Here is a 12,615-nt window from a genome sequence, read left to right on the forward strand (position 1 = left end):
CGCTATTGCAACAAAACACACGGGCTTGTGCATGGTTGGTTAACATGTCACCCATCTGCCCGAGGAGTCATGCAGAGGGCTGTCACATGCAGGTAGGGTTGATCATATTATGTCTGGCTTACGTGCTGAGCCAATTCTTCCGCGCCTTTCTGGCCGTGCTTGCCGGTGTGTTGAACCAGGATATTGGAGCAAGTCCCGATGATCTGGCCTTTGCGTCCGGCCTCTGGTTCCTGACTTTTGCCGCGATGCAACTGCCGGTGGGTTTGGCGCTGGACAAGATCGGTCCGCGACGTACGGCTGCGGTGCTTTTGCTCGCAGGCGGCAGCGGCGGTGCAGTTTTGTTTGCCTTGGCCACAACCCCCATTCACGTGAGCCTGTCGATGGTCCTGATCGGGATCGGATGCTCGCCTGTGCTTATGGCGTCCTACTATATCTTTGCCCGCAACTATCCTCCGGCGCGCTTTGCCACCCTGGCCGCGCTGATGCTGGGCGTAGGTTCAAGCGGTAATCTGGTTGCCTCTTACCCCACCGCCCTGGCCGTCGAGTTGATCGGCTGGCGCAGCACGCTGATGGGGTTGGCGGTTTTGTCCGGCCTGGTTGCCCTGGGCATCTGGTTGACAGTCAAGGACCCTGAACCCGTTGAAACAGAAGAGAAAGGGTCGCTGCTCGACCTGCTGAAACTGCCTGCGCTTTGGGCCATTCTACCGCTGATGTTCGTGGCCTACGCCCCATCCGGCGCGATACGGGGCCTTTGGGCTGGTCCGTATCTGTCCGACGTGTTTGGCCTGTCGACCGGGCAGATTGGACAAGCCACGCTGGTCATGGGGGCCGCGATGATTGCAGGCACCTTTGTCTATGGCCCGCTGGACCGCATCCTGGGTACACGCAAATGGGTGATCTTTGGCGGTAACCTGTTGTCCGCCGTGGCCTTGGCCGTGCTGTGCCTGTGGATTGACCAGGGCGTCTGGACCTCGGTTGTTCTGCTAGCGGTAATCGGGTTCACTGGGGCCACCTTCCCCGTCATCATGGCCCATGGTCGTGCATTTGTGCCCGCGCATCTGGTCGGGCGCGGTGTGACCCTGCTCAACCTCTTTGGTATCGGTGGCGTTGGGGTCATGCAGATCGCCTCGGGGCACTTGCACGAGGGCGCCACAGCCGCCACACCCGGAACACCTTATGTGATCATATTCGGGTTCTTTGCCGTCACGTTGGCCGCCGGTCTGGTGATCTACCTATTCAGCCGCGACAGTGTGGACTGACACGGCTCTTTTGCCCCCATACCTCTTTCCCCCCGGCCACTTTCGCTGTATGGAACCGCCGCCGGTCATAAGACCGGGATATCTGGAGAAAGAAAATGGGTTATCGCATCGTCGTCGTCGGCGCCACTGGCAACGTGGGCCGCGAAATGCTGAACATCCTGGCCGAGCGCCAGTTTCCCGTGGACGAGCTCGCCGTTCTGGCCAGCCGCCGTTCGCTGGGTACCGAAGTAAGCTTTGGCGATAAGACACTCACGACTCAGGATCTGGATACCTTTGATTTTACTGGTTGGGACATGGCGCTGTTCGCCGTGGGTTCCGAAGCAACCAAGGTCTATGCGCCCAAGGCGGCGGCGGCCGGTTGTACCGTGATCGACAACAGCTCGCTCTATCGCTACGACCCGGACATTCCGCTGATCGTACCCGAGTGCAACCCGCAGGCGATCCACGACTACGCCAAGAAGAACATCATCGCCAACCCCAACTGCTCGACCGCGCAGATGGTTGTCGCGCTGAAGCCGCTGCACGACCGCGCCAAGATCAAGCGCGTTGTCGTCTCGACCTATCAATCGGTTTCGGGCGCGGGCAAAGAAGGCATGGACGAGCTGTGGGATCAGACCAAAGCGGTCTACAACCCCACATCGGACGTGCCGCCGAAGAAGTTCCAAAAGCAGATCGCGTTCAACGTCATTCCGCAGATCGACGTCTTCATGGAAGACGGCTCGACCAAGGAAGAGTGGAAGATGGTGGTTGAAACCAAAAAGATCGTCGACCCGTCGATCAAGGTCACAGCGACCTGCGTCCGCGTTCCCGTGTTCGTTGGCCACTCCGAGGCCGTTAACATCGAGTTCGAAGAGTTCCTGGACGAGGACGAAGCCCGCGACATCCTGCGCGAAGCACCCGGCATCATGGTGATCGACAAGCGCGAAGACGGCGGCTACGTCTCGCCCATCGAATGCGCGGGCGACTTTGCCACCTTCATCAGCCGTATCCGTCAGGACAGCACAATCGAAAACGGCATCAACCTGTGGTGTGTTAGCGACAACCTGCGTAAGGGCGCGGCCCTGAACGCCGTACAGATCGCAGAACTGCTGGGCCGTGAGGTCTTGAAAAAGGGCTAAGCCCCCACTTTCAAAACAGTTTCAGAGAACACAAAGCCCCGCCAGAACAGGCGGGGCTTTTTCAATCTGGGGCTTCCGCCCGCTGGAACGCCAGGTTCAAGTTTTCGAGGAACTGGTCAAATTCACTGCACTTTCTGATTTCGCGGTAGGCTTCATTCAACACAAAAAGCGCGGCCTGTATCAGTCGCTCATCTCTGTCACAGTCCCGCCATTTGTCGCCATGTACCAGATTGTTTCTAACGGTTTTGACACACTCAAAAAGATCTTCGCAATTTTGGGGTATGTCCAGGTTTGCCAACCAGTCGACCCCTCCTCCACCATCACTTCCCGTTGTTCTTGGTGGGCGATCAATAAATGCCTCGGTCTGAGCATCGGCCCTCATTCTGTCAAAAAACTGATCTGGCAGGTCACGTGCAAACGTTTCCCAAGCCGCTTGGGCATGGTTCTGTCTTCGAAATCCACCTCTTTTCATTGCATATTCAAACCGTCCAAAAACGACAAAGAGATCATATGCCGACTGCGATAGGCTGTTGCGAAGGTGATCCTCCAATTTCCCTTTTTCATTCATTTCATCTCCACCAGTTTCTTTAGATTGGCCAACCCGGTTTCATAGTCCCCACCAACCCAATCATCCATCATGAGCCCCATCCAACGCGAGATGGGGTTCATACCCAGCTCTGACCGGAAGCCCCAAGTCACAGTGGTGCCAGCCCCTTCGGTTTGCAGATCAAACGTGGCGGTGGCTGTTCCCATTGGACCGAAATCCAATTCGGTGCGGACCAGTTGGTTTTCGACGCTCTCGACAATCTCTTGCGTGCCTGCGCCGACCTGCGGGTGATCGGACGCCCAGGACAACGTGTTGCCCAAGCCCGTCTCGGGCCCGGAATACGTCAACTTGGTTTCGGGATCACGCGACAGCCAAGGCGACCAGGCTTCGGTCGCCTGCATCGAGTTCACATGTGGAAAGACGGCATCAGCCGGGGCGTTGACGGTGATCGAGCGCGACACAACTGCCTGTCCCGGCAAGAGATATGAGACAGCCACCAAAGCAGCAATGACAACCACAAGGGTTAGAAGAACGCGTTTGATCAGTTTCATCTCTGGGTACTCGCTAAGGGAATGATACTGACAGAGTATCAGGAATCAAAATCTTCGGGCAACGTCAGGGCCGTTCGTTTCATCACCATGTCAAACTCCGCTGAGCGTTCAAATTGAACAAAAATTCGAAATATTAACAAACGCCTTGGCAACCTTTTGAAAACTTCTGTCACCGAAGGATGGGTCATGTGCCGTGGGGGTACAAAGACTTTAGGGTGACTGTGGTGGAAAATATTACAACGCTTGTACAAACTGAATCCGTGCGCCTGGATCAAGACAGCCTGGGCCATCTGTATCGTCAGCTTGGCGATGCCGGGGCCGAAGATGTGGTCTGCCGTGCCATCGAAGAGCTTGCCGTGCGCCTGTCTCATTGCGAACGACTTTGGCGGCAGCAAGATTGGCAAGGTCTGCGCAAAAGCGCGCGCTCGCTGATCGCGATCTCGGAGCAGATCGGCATGACGGCGATGGCCCGTGTGGCCGGGGACGTGACTGCAACCATCGATGCCGTGGACCATGTGGCCACCAGCGCCACTTTGTTCCGCCTGATCCGGGTCGGCGAACGCTCGCTGACGGCGGTGTGGGATTTGCAGGATCTTTCGGTCTGACAGACCTTGCGGACCGGGGTGGGGCAGGTACTCTGCCCGAACCATCCCCAACGCAAGAGCCTGTCATGTCCTTAAGTTTTGCCGCCCGCACCAAAACAACCTTGCCACTGCATGTAGTGGATCAGGATGGGTTCGAGGATTGGGTGGCCGAACAACCGGATGCGACCAAGAACTGGTTGGCAACTTCGGGCTTTACCGGAGCGATCGGACAAGCCGTTTTGATCCCCGGGGAGGACGGGCGCGCCGACATGGCGGTTGCAGGCTTTGGCACGGCCAAGGCACGAGCCCGCAAACGGTTCGTTCTGGCCACTGCCGCGCAATCCTTGCCTGAAGGCACCTATGACCTGATCTCAGGTCTGGATGCAGATACTCTGGCAGCCGAGTGTTTCGGCTGGCTGATGACCGGCTATGCCTTTGACCGGTACAAGCAGGTCTCTGGCGCCAAGGCCGCTTTGGTCGCGCCCTCCACGGTGGATGCCCAACGGATCGAAGCATTGGCGCAAGCCGAAGGTTTGATCCGCGATCTGGTCAACACACCGGCCTCTGACATGGGGCCTGAGCACTTGCAGCAGGCGGCTGAAGCGCTGGCGGATGAGTTCGGGGCAAGCTGCGACATAACCATTGGCGACGCGCTGCTGGAACAGAACTTTCCAATGATCCATGCGGTTGGCCGTGCCTCGGATCAGGCCCCGCGCCTGATCGACATGCGATGGGGTTCCAAGGGGCCCAGGCTGACGCTTGTCGGCAAAGGGGTCTGTTTTGATACCGGCGGACTGGACCTGAAGCCTGCCGCTGCGATGGCCTTGATGAAAAAGGACATGGGCGGGTCCGCCAATGTCTTGGGTCTGGCGCGTATGATCATGGCGCTGGAATTGCCGGTGCAACTGCGGGTACTGATCCCAGCGGTCGAAAACGCGGTCGCGGGCAATGCCTTTCGCCCTGGCGACATCCTGACATCGCGCAAGGGGCTGACGGTCGAGATCAACAACACCGACGCCGAAGGTCGGTTGGTGCTGGCTGACGCTCTGGCCCTGGCGGATGAGGACGCGCCGGACTTGATCCTGTCGATGGCCACACTCACTGGCGCGGCCCGGGTCGCAGTCGGCCCTGATTTGGCTCCGTTCTACACCGACGATGATGCCACCGCACAGATCTTGTCCGCTGCGGCGACCAAAGCCGCCGATCCGGTCTGGCGCATGCCATTCCATGAGCCCTATGAGACGATGATCGAACCGGCTTATGCCGATCTGGACAATGCGCCCAGCGGTGGGTTTGCAGGCTCGATCACGGCGGCGCTGTTCCTGCGCCGTTTCGTGACGGAAACACCCTACATGCATTTCGACATCTACTGCTGGCAACCAACCAAGGCGCCGGGCCGTTCCAAAGGTGGCTTCGGACAAGGCCCCCGCGCATTGATCGAGGCGTTGCCACAGATGCTGGGCCTATGACCGAGCGTCTCCAGATCGCGAAGCCGGTTGTTGATCTGCTTCGCGCACCCGACGGGCCGCGGGACCGCCAGCTGTTGCTGGGTGACACCTGCGAAGTGATTGGGCATGACGGCGCGTGGATCAATGTGCGCGCCGCCAAAGACGGGTACAAGGGGTTTGTTCCCCAAGATGTGATCGCCAAAGCCCAAGTACCCACCCATCGAATAAACACATTGGCCACCCATGCTTATGCCGATGCCAACATGAAATCGCCGGACCTCCTGTCTTTGAGTTTTGGCAGTCTGATCACAGCAAAAGGTGAGAGCGACGCCTTTGTCGAAACCGAATTCGGGCACATTCCAAAACAGCATCTGGTCGCGGCAGACAGTTTGGAAAGCGATCCGATAGCCGTGGCCAAGATGTTTCTGGGCACACCTTACCTGTGGGGCGGCAACAGCCGCTTGGGGCTCGATTGTTCTGGGCTGATCCAGGTCGGGTTGCTGGCCTGCGGTATCCCCTGCCCCGGCGACAGCGGCGATCAGGAATGCGCTGTTGGGCAGGCGCTGCCTGCAGGTACCTCACCGCAGCAAGGGGATCTGTTGTTCTGGAAGGGGCATGTGGCCTGGGTTTATGACGCGGCAACCTTGCTGCACGCAAATGCACATCACATGGCGGTTCGGTTTGAACCGCTGAGGCCCGCCATTGCGCGGATCGAGGCGCAGGGTGATGGCTCTGTAACATCGCATAAACGGTTGTGATTGGGGTCAATCCAGATTGACAGCCCGGATCAGTTTGCGTTCCAGCACGCGTAGAACCGTTTTCAGGTCCTGACCCCGTTTCAGGATCTGTCCGTCCATTGCCACGACCGAATACATCCCCTGCCGGTTGCGCAATTTGGGGCGTTTTTCGATCCGGTAAAGCGGGTGCTCAGCTGTCCGGCGAAAGACCGAAAACACCGCCATCTCGCGCAGGCTGGAAATACCGTAATCCCGCCACTCTCCGGCGGCGACCATCCGACCATAGACAGAAAGAATGACTGACAGTTCGCGCCGGTCAAAGGCGACTTGTGTGTCGGCCGACCCCGGCGAAAATGGGCTAGGAGGCTGCATGTTCATGGTTATACGTTCGCCGCAAATGATCTGTTAATCAAGCCTGTCGCGATTTTCCGCGCGTATCTGTGACCCAAAGCGCGCCCTGTCACGCAAAGCTGCCCTGACAGAACCACCCCGACGACATCGCCCCGCCATGCCCAAAATAGAGCCACAACCGATGCCCCTGTTCGGTCACCACAACCCAATAATCCCGCACCCCGCTGCGCCAATTCGGATCGTCCAGCCACCATTCCGGTGCGATCCGTTCCGGCCCCCGCGCCTCGGCCAGGGTCCAGTCGCGGCCCCGCCAGCGAAAGCGATCCGGCACTGTGGGCGTGTCGGGGGCCATGACCGGCTCGGGCTGCCACATCAGAACGGGGCGCGGCGTGGGCGGGCGCGGCCAATCCTGCGCCGGTTCCGACCAGGCCGCTGCCAGGGTCTGGGCCGTTTTCTCGGGGATATGGGACGAGGCCGGATGCAGGCGCGTGATTGCATCCAGCCCCACTCGAGCGCCCAGCTTGCCGATCAGATCATCCACCGCGGTATTACCTGCAAGCCGGTCACGCACCGCACGACTGGCATCGGCGTGCCCGGCCAGAGTGCGGGCATGAACCGGCTCGACCTGCACCGCCATCAGCCGCAGCATGTCGATGCCATAGCCTGCGTCGATCTGATCGATCTTGAGTTCCAACAGCGGCCGGATGCGGTGTGGGTCGTGTGACGGTCGGGCAAGCCCCACGCTCAACACCTCTGCCGCCTGATCGGTGCGATGCGCCTCAAGCCGGATCTGACGCGCGCCCATACCCTTGGTCTCGAGCTTGGCACAAAGGTTTGGCAGGATGCGGTCGATCCCGGCCATCAGATCCTCTTTCAGCCCGATGGGGTCAGGCATGGTCATCCGCACCGCAAACTGCACATGCGGTCGCGCCGGAGAGACCGGCTCGGGTGCGCTGCCCATAGCCTGATCCAACCGCAACACCAGCCCCTTGCCGAACCGACGCGCCAGACTGGCGCGCGGTTGCCCCAGCAAATCCCCGACCCGGCGTAACCCCAAACGCCCCAGCTGAGCCACCGTGGCATCATCCAACCGCAAGGCCGCCACCGGCAGCGGGCTGAGCGCGCCATAAGTCTGTCCCGGCCCGGCAATCCGCGCTCCGCCCCCTGCGGTGACCACTTGCGGAGCGACGCCACCCTTGGTCCAATGCCGCCGTTTACCTGCCCGCGCCCGGGTCGCGCGCGCCTCTTGGCTGATGGCGTCACCATTGCGATCCGATCCGGCCTCTTGTCCGGCAAACCGGGCCAAGGCCCAGGCCGCGCCCAGGGTATCGGCAATGCCCATCTGCACCGACAGCCCCATGTCGGCGCAATCGGTCTGCAGGACATCCAGCAGCGCTGCTTCACCTCCGAACAGATGTGCGCAGCCGCTCAGATCGACGACCAGAGCGTCCGGGGCTTCTTCGGCCACCCAGGGGCTGAACTTGCCTGCCCACCGTCGCAACGCAGTCAGAAACGCCGCCTCGGCCGGGACATTGCGAATGCGCGTGATCAGCCCGCCACACATGGCATGGGCATCGCGCACGGGCTGTCCCACACGCAAACCTGCCTGCTGCGCGGCCAAATTTAACGCGGTGATAACCTGCATGTTGGACTGTTCTTCGACGACGGCCAACGGCCCCTCGTGCAGACCACGGGCGGCGCGCACCAGCCGCTCCGCACCAAGACGCGGGAACCAGAGGGAAAGGATTCGGCGGTTGGACATGGGACAGGCAACAACGGGGCAGGCAGTTATTTGTTCTACTTTTGTTCTATAATCTGGAATCACGTATCGAGTCGAGTCACACCGACCCAACGCACATTGACCGCGTTGGTCATGATGTCCTTGCTTGGATTAGGGTCCGCAAACGCCGAGGATATCATCGCAGTCGAACATCCCCAGGTCATCGAACGCATCGCCCTTATGCGCAGTTCAAAGCTGGCCATCGGAACACTGGGCGCAATGGCTTCGGGGCGGGAAAGATTTGACCGCGCACGCGCGGGCATTGCACGGCGCGTCCTGATCGAAAACACGCGCCAAACCGCAGGAAAGTTCCGAAGAAACCCTGATGATCCAGCATCAAACGCAAGTCCGCGCATCTGGACGCAGTGGGGTTCGTTCAAAATTCAAACAAAGCAGGCGCGCAAGGCCGCAAAAGGATTGAATACCCGAAATCTGAACAAACTCAGGCAGACATTGCCTCCCATGATCAACGCCTGCCTGTCCTGTCATCAAAGCTTTCGAAAAAACCCCTAACCGCAAGCAATCCGCATGATCGTTCCCTTGTCATCGACATAGACATTGGCTCGAGTTGGGCGATAGTCCTGCGTGGCAACGCTGTTTGGCGCGAGAACACGAGTTCCTTCTGGCAGCAAAGATCGGATATCAGCAACCGGCTGGCCAATCCGGTCTGACAAGTCCTGCATCTTGCACATCGACAAATCGATTGCAGGGGCTTCCTCGGCCACGCCAGTGTCATCCGGAACTTGAGTGGTATCACAGGCCGAGACCAGAATGCAGGCAAACAAAATCCGTTTCATTGGCGCTCCCATTATATAAATGTCGGTAATGTCGGGTTCTTTTGTCCGGAACCTTGGCACGAAACGACAGTTGAAAACACCCGCAGATTAACGCAGGGTCAAAAGAACACTAGCAGGGAGATTACAGCATGCGTACCCGCGCCGCCGTCGCCGTTCAGGCCGGTAAACCGCTCGAAATCATGGACGTAAACCTCGAAGGCCCCAAAGCGGGCGAGGTTCTGGTCGAGATCAAGGCCACCGGCATTTGCCACACCGATGAATTCACCCTGTCCGGTGCCGACCCAGAGGGGCTGTTCCCCGCAATCCTGGGTCACGAAGGCGCAGGCGTTGTTGTCGAAGTTGGCCCAGGCGTCACCTCCCTCAAGCCGGGCGATCACGTGATCCCGCTCTACACCCCGGAATGCCGCCAGTGTGAATATTGCCTGAGCGGCAAGACCAACCTGTGCCAAGCGATCCGCGAAACCCAAGGCCAGGGCCTGATGCCTGACGGCACCTCACGCTTTTCGACACTCGATGGCGATCCGATCCTGCACTACATGGGCTGCTCGACCTTCTCGAACCACACCGTCCTGCCCGAAATCGCGCTGGCCAAGGTCCGTGAAGACGCACCATTCGACAAGATCTGCTACATTGGCTGTGGTGTAACCACCGGCATCGGCGCGGTCATCAACACCGCCAAAGTAGAAATCGGTAGCCGCGCCATCGTCTTTGGTCTGGGTGGCATCGGCCTGAACGTGATCCAGGGCCTGCGTCTGGCGGGTGCAGATCAGATCGTTGGCGTCGACCTTAACCCCGCCAAAGTCGAGATGGCCGCCCGTTTCGGCATGACCGATTTCGTCAACCCGTCCGAAGTTGAAGGCGATCTGGTGCCCTATCTGGTTAACCTGACCAAGGGCGGCGCAGATTACACATTTGACGCAACCGGCAACGTGGGTGTGATGCGCACTGCGCTGGAAGCGGCGCACAAGGGCTGGGGTGAATCGATCATCATCGGCGTGGCGCCCGCAGGGGCCGAAATCTCGACCCGCCCGTTCCAGCTGGTCACCGGCCGGTCATGGCGCGGCACCGCATTCGGCGGCGCACGCGGCCGGACCGACGTGCCCAAGATCGTCGACTGGTACATGGAAGGCAAAATCGAAATCGACCCGATGATCACCCACACCATGGGCCTGGACGACATCAACAAGGGCTTTGACCTGATGCACGCGGGCGAGTCGATCCGGTCGGTGGTACTCTACTGATCCAACGATGACCTGAAGATTAGTAAGGAGGCTCGGCAACGGGCCTCCTTTATTTGTTCCGGATGGTGGATTCTTTGGATTAGCTTGACCCCGCGGAGGGCATCATGACCCCACTACGCCACGCGCTGGAACAGCAGCTGACCCAAATCCCCAGCCTCACCATCGATCGGTGGAAGGACACCCATCTCATCTGTCTGAACTACCACGGCAGGGAGGTCGCACATTTCCACGCTGAGAACATCCTGGACCTGCGCCTGTCGCCCAAGATCATCCGCCAAGAAGCGCTGTCGCGCGAGGTCTCGGCCCGCATTCATCCCAAACGGTCACAAAACTCCCGCTGGATCGGGGTGGAATTCAAGGATGAGGCAGGGGTGCCAGCAGTGGCCCGGCTGGTGCAACAGGCCTGTTACGAAAGCATTTAAGGCGCCTCGCGGCCCTCACACCCCATAGCGAGCTAGAAACATGTCCACAGCATGCCCCGCCACATCGCGAATCTCGGCGTCGGTAAACTGGTTCTGGATGCCAAAAACCGCGCGGGTCCAAAGCTTTACCTTGCAGAGTTCGGAAAACTGCTCGGCCGCCATCGGAATGTTGTCGATCTTGAGTTCTCCGGCATCGACGGCCTTTTTAAGGTACTCGCTGATCCGTTCCCGCCCGTTTTCAGGACCTGCCGCATAAAATGCACGACCCAATTCGGGAAAGCGGTCACGCTCGGCCACACAAATGCGGAATACCTGCTGGGCAAACTCGGACGTCAGAAATGTGATCACCTGCACCGCTGTCAGCATGAGGACATCGCGGACAGGCAGGCTCTCGTCGATCATGGACATGATCTTTTCCGACATCAGCGTGCATTCAGTCTGCGCGACCTCCATGAACAGCAGGCGTTTGTCAGGGAAATAACTGTACAGCGTCGCCTTGGACACGCCGGCCTCGCGCGCGATCTCGTCAACGCTGGCGCCTTCGAAGCCATCCGCCATGAAAACCTCGCGTGCGCCACGGAGCACCTGGTCGAATTTGCGGCCGGTGCGCAAGATTGTGGCGGCTTGGGTCATGGGCACTCCTGTGATCGTAGCTGCCCCTATTTATAAACCGTTCAGTTCAGTTTCAACGATTCTAAATTACGAAGGGGGTTGAAACTCATTGCTTCACGCGTAATTTAGAATAATTCTAAACCAGGTGACCCATGCGCTTTTTTCCTCATCGTAAACGGTTCGGCGATCTGACCGAGCAAGAGATCATCGCCTTGGCGATTTCTTCGGAAGAGGATGATGCCCGCATCTATCGCGGGTATGCAGAAACCCTGCGCGCCGATTTTCCGACCACCGCCAAGATGTTCGACGGAATGGCCCGGGAAGAGGACGACCACCGCGCGGCCCTTATTGCACTGCACGAGCAGCGGTTCGGTTCGGTGATTCCGTTGATCAGGCGCGAACACGTTGCCGGTGCCTACGCCCGACGGCCGGTCTGGCTGATCGAAAACATGAGCGTTGACAAGATCCGTGCAGAGGCGGCGGCGATGGAGTCCGCCGCAGAACAGTTTTACCTGACCGCAGCAGCGCGCACGCAAGACAGTGCCACGCGCAAGTTGCTTGGTGATTTGGCGGCCGCTGAAGCACAACACCAGACAACAGCCAGCGATCTGGAAGATACTCTGCTGGATGATGACAGTCGCGCCAGCGAAGAGGGACAGGCCAAGCGACAATTCATCCTGACATGGGTTCAACCCGGTCTGGCCGGCTTGATGGATGGCTCGGTGTCGACGCTGGCACCGATCTTTGCGACCGCATTTGCCACGCAAGACACCTGGACGACATTTCTGGTGGGCGTGGCGGCCTCGGTTGGGGCCGGGATCTCGATGGGGTTCACCGAAGCGGCCTCGGACGATGGAGAACTGTCAGGGCGCGGTTCTCCGGTCAAGCGGGGGGTTGCCTCCGGTGTGATGACAACGGTTGGCGGTCTGGGGCACGCCCTGCCCTATCTGATCCCCGAGTTCTGGACCGCGACGACGCTGGCGATCCTGATCGTCTTTGTCGAGCTGTGGGCCATCGCGTGGATTCAGAACAGATACATGGAAACCCCGTTTTTTCGCGCCGCCTTCCAAGTGGTGCTCGGTGGGGCTCTTGTGCTTGGCGCCGGTATCCTGATTGGCAGCGGCTAGCGTTCTGCGGTGTAGCGCCTCGCCGCAGGCGAGGCGCCCGG

At 59.4% G+C, this 12,615-nt stretch carries 15 protein-coding genes; 9 read left to right on the plus strand and 6 right to left on the minus strand.

The features are described 5' to 3' along the window. The first annotated feature begins 86 nt into the window (after positions 1-86). Positions 87-1,259, plus strand: coding sequence for an MFS transporter (locus TRM7615_RS01245; protein WP_108785095.1), 1,173 nt, complete (start codon positions 87-89; stop codon positions 1,257-1,259). A gap of 95 nt (positions 1,260-1,354) precedes the next feature. After that, complete coding sequence (locus TRM7615_RS01250; protein WP_108785096.1) at positions 1,355-2,377, plus strand: aspartate-semialdehyde dehydrogenase; 1,023 nt, start codon at positions 1,355-1,357, stop codon at positions 2,375-2,377. Between the two features lie 61 nt (positions 2,378-2,438). On the opposite strand, the gene TRM7615_RS01255 is transcribed toward TRM7615_RS01250, so the two are convergent. Continuing rightward, a complete protein-coding gene (locus TRM7615_RS01255) occupies positions 2,439-2,945 on the minus strand; it encodes a hypothetical protein (protein ID WP_108785097.1) in 507 nt (168 codons plus the stop codon). After that, positions 2,942-3,475 (minus strand): SRPBCC family protein, encoded by a 534-nt coding sequence (locus TRM7615_RS01260; protein WP_108785098.1) that lies wholly within the window; start codon positions 3,473-3,475, stop codon positions 2,942-2,944. The genes TRM7615_RS01255 and TRM7615_RS01260 overlap by 4 nt, the downstream gene beginning before the upstream one ends. Before the next feature lie 215 nt (positions 3,476-3,690). On the opposite strand from TRM7615_RS01260, the gene TRM7615_RS01265 reads away from it, so the two are divergent. The 3 genes from TRM7615_RS01265 to TRM7615_RS01275 all read left to right on the plus strand — a co-directional run bounded on the left by TRM7615_RS01265 (position 3,691) and on the right by TRM7615_RS01275 (position 6,265). Next, on the plus strand, positions 3,691-4,080 hold the full coding sequence (locus TRM7615_RS01265; RefSeq protein WP_165821337.1) for a hypothetical protein: 390 nt from the start codon (positions 3,691-3,693) through the stop codon (positions 4,078-4,080). A 65-nt stretch (positions 4,081-4,145) separates the two neighbouring features. Beyond that, on the plus strand, positions 4,146-5,528 hold the full coding sequence (locus TRM7615_RS01270; RefSeq protein WP_108785099.1) for a leucyl aminopeptidase family protein: 1,383 nt from the start codon (positions 4,146-4,148) through the stop codon (positions 5,526-5,528). Further along, the gene (locus TRM7615_RS01275; RefSeq protein ID WP_108785100.1) at positions 5,525-6,265 is read left to right on the plus strand and encodes a C40 family peptidase; all 741 of its coding nucleotides are present in this window, start codon (positions 5,525-5,527) and stop codon (positions 6,263-6,265) included. The genes TRM7615_RS01270 and TRM7615_RS01275 overlap by 4 nt, the downstream gene beginning before the upstream one ends. Positions 6,266-6,271: 6 nt before the next feature. Here the strand turns inward: TRM7615_RS01275 and TRM7615_RS01280 are convergent, their stop codons facing one another. Together TRM7615_RS01280 and TRM7615_RS01285 are read right to left on the minus strand one after the other, a co-directional pair. After that, complete coding sequence (locus TRM7615_RS01280; protein WP_108785101.1) at positions 6,272-6,622, minus strand: DUF2794 domain-containing protein; 351 nt, start codon at positions 6,620-6,622, stop codon at positions 6,272-6,274. Between the two features lie 82 nt (positions 6,623-6,704). Continuing rightward, entirely contained in the window at positions 6,705-8,357 is a 1,653-nt protein-coding gene (locus tag TRM7615_RS01285; RefSeq protein WP_108785102.1) for a DUF6504 family protein, read from the minus strand. Here TRM7615_RS01285 and TRM7615_RS01290 point away from each other — a divergent pair. Beyond that, the gene (locus TRM7615_RS01290; RefSeq protein WP_235823989.1) at positions 8,277-8,888 is read left to right on the plus strand and encodes a c-type cytochrome; all 612 of its coding nucleotides are present in this window, start codon (positions 8,277-8,279) and stop codon (positions 8,886-8,888) included. The two genes, TRM7615_RS01285 and TRM7615_RS01290, sit on opposite strands and share 81 nt — an antisense overlap. Here TRM7615_RS01290 and TRM7615_RS01295 read toward each other — a convergent pair. After that, positions 8,885-9,172 carry an I78 family peptidase inhibitor gene (locus TRM7615_RS01295; protein WP_108785104.1) on the minus strand — a complete coding sequence of 96 codons (288 nt, stop codon included), beginning with the start codon at positions 9,170-9,172 and terminating at the stop codon, positions 8,885-8,887. The two genes, TRM7615_RS01290 and TRM7615_RS01295, sit on opposite strands and share 4 nt — an antisense overlap. 128 nt (positions 9,173-9,300) lie before the next feature. On the opposite strand from TRM7615_RS01295, the gene TRM7615_RS01300 reads away from it, so the two are divergent. Then, positions 9,301-10,413 carry an S-(hydroxymethyl)glutathione dehydrogenase/class III alcohol dehydrogenase gene (locus tag TRM7615_RS01300; protein ID WP_108785105.1) on the plus strand — a complete coding sequence of 371 codons (1,113 nt, stop codon included), beginning with the start codon at positions 9,301-9,303 and terminating at the stop codon, positions 10,411-10,413. Between the two features lie 104 nt (positions 10,414-10,517). Further along, positions 10,518-10,835 (plus strand): luciferase domain-containing protein, encoded by a 318-nt coding sequence (locus tag TRM7615_RS01305; RefSeq protein ID WP_108785106.1) that lies wholly within the window; start codon positions 10,518-10,520, stop codon positions 10,833-10,835. A gap of 15 nt (positions 10,836-10,850) precedes the next feature. Here TRM7615_RS01305 and TRM7615_RS01310 read toward each other — a convergent pair whose 3' ends face one another. Next, on the minus strand, positions 10,851-11,468 hold the full coding sequence (locus TRM7615_RS01310; RefSeq protein WP_108785107.1) for a TetR/AcrR family transcriptional regulator: 618 nt from the start codon (positions 11,466-11,468) through the stop codon (positions 10,851-10,853). A gap of 131 nt (positions 11,469-11,599) precedes the next feature. Here TRM7615_RS01310 and mbfA point away from each other — a divergent pair, with 131 nt between their 5' ends. Further along, positions 11,600-12,574, plus strand: a complete 975-nt coding sequence (gene mbfA / locus TRM7615_RS01315; protein WP_108785108.1) for an iron exporter MbfA — start codon at positions 11,600-11,602, stop codon at positions 12,572-12,574. The last annotated feature ends 41 nt before the right edge of the window (positions 12,575-12,615 follow it).

Origin of the sequence: Falsiruegeria mediterranea M17 (genome assembly GCF_900302455.1) — a bacterium.
GTDB classification, from domain to species: domain Bacteria; phylum Pseudomonadota; class Alphaproteobacteria; order Rhodobacterales; family Rhodobacteraceae; genus Falsiruegeria; species Falsiruegeria mediterranea.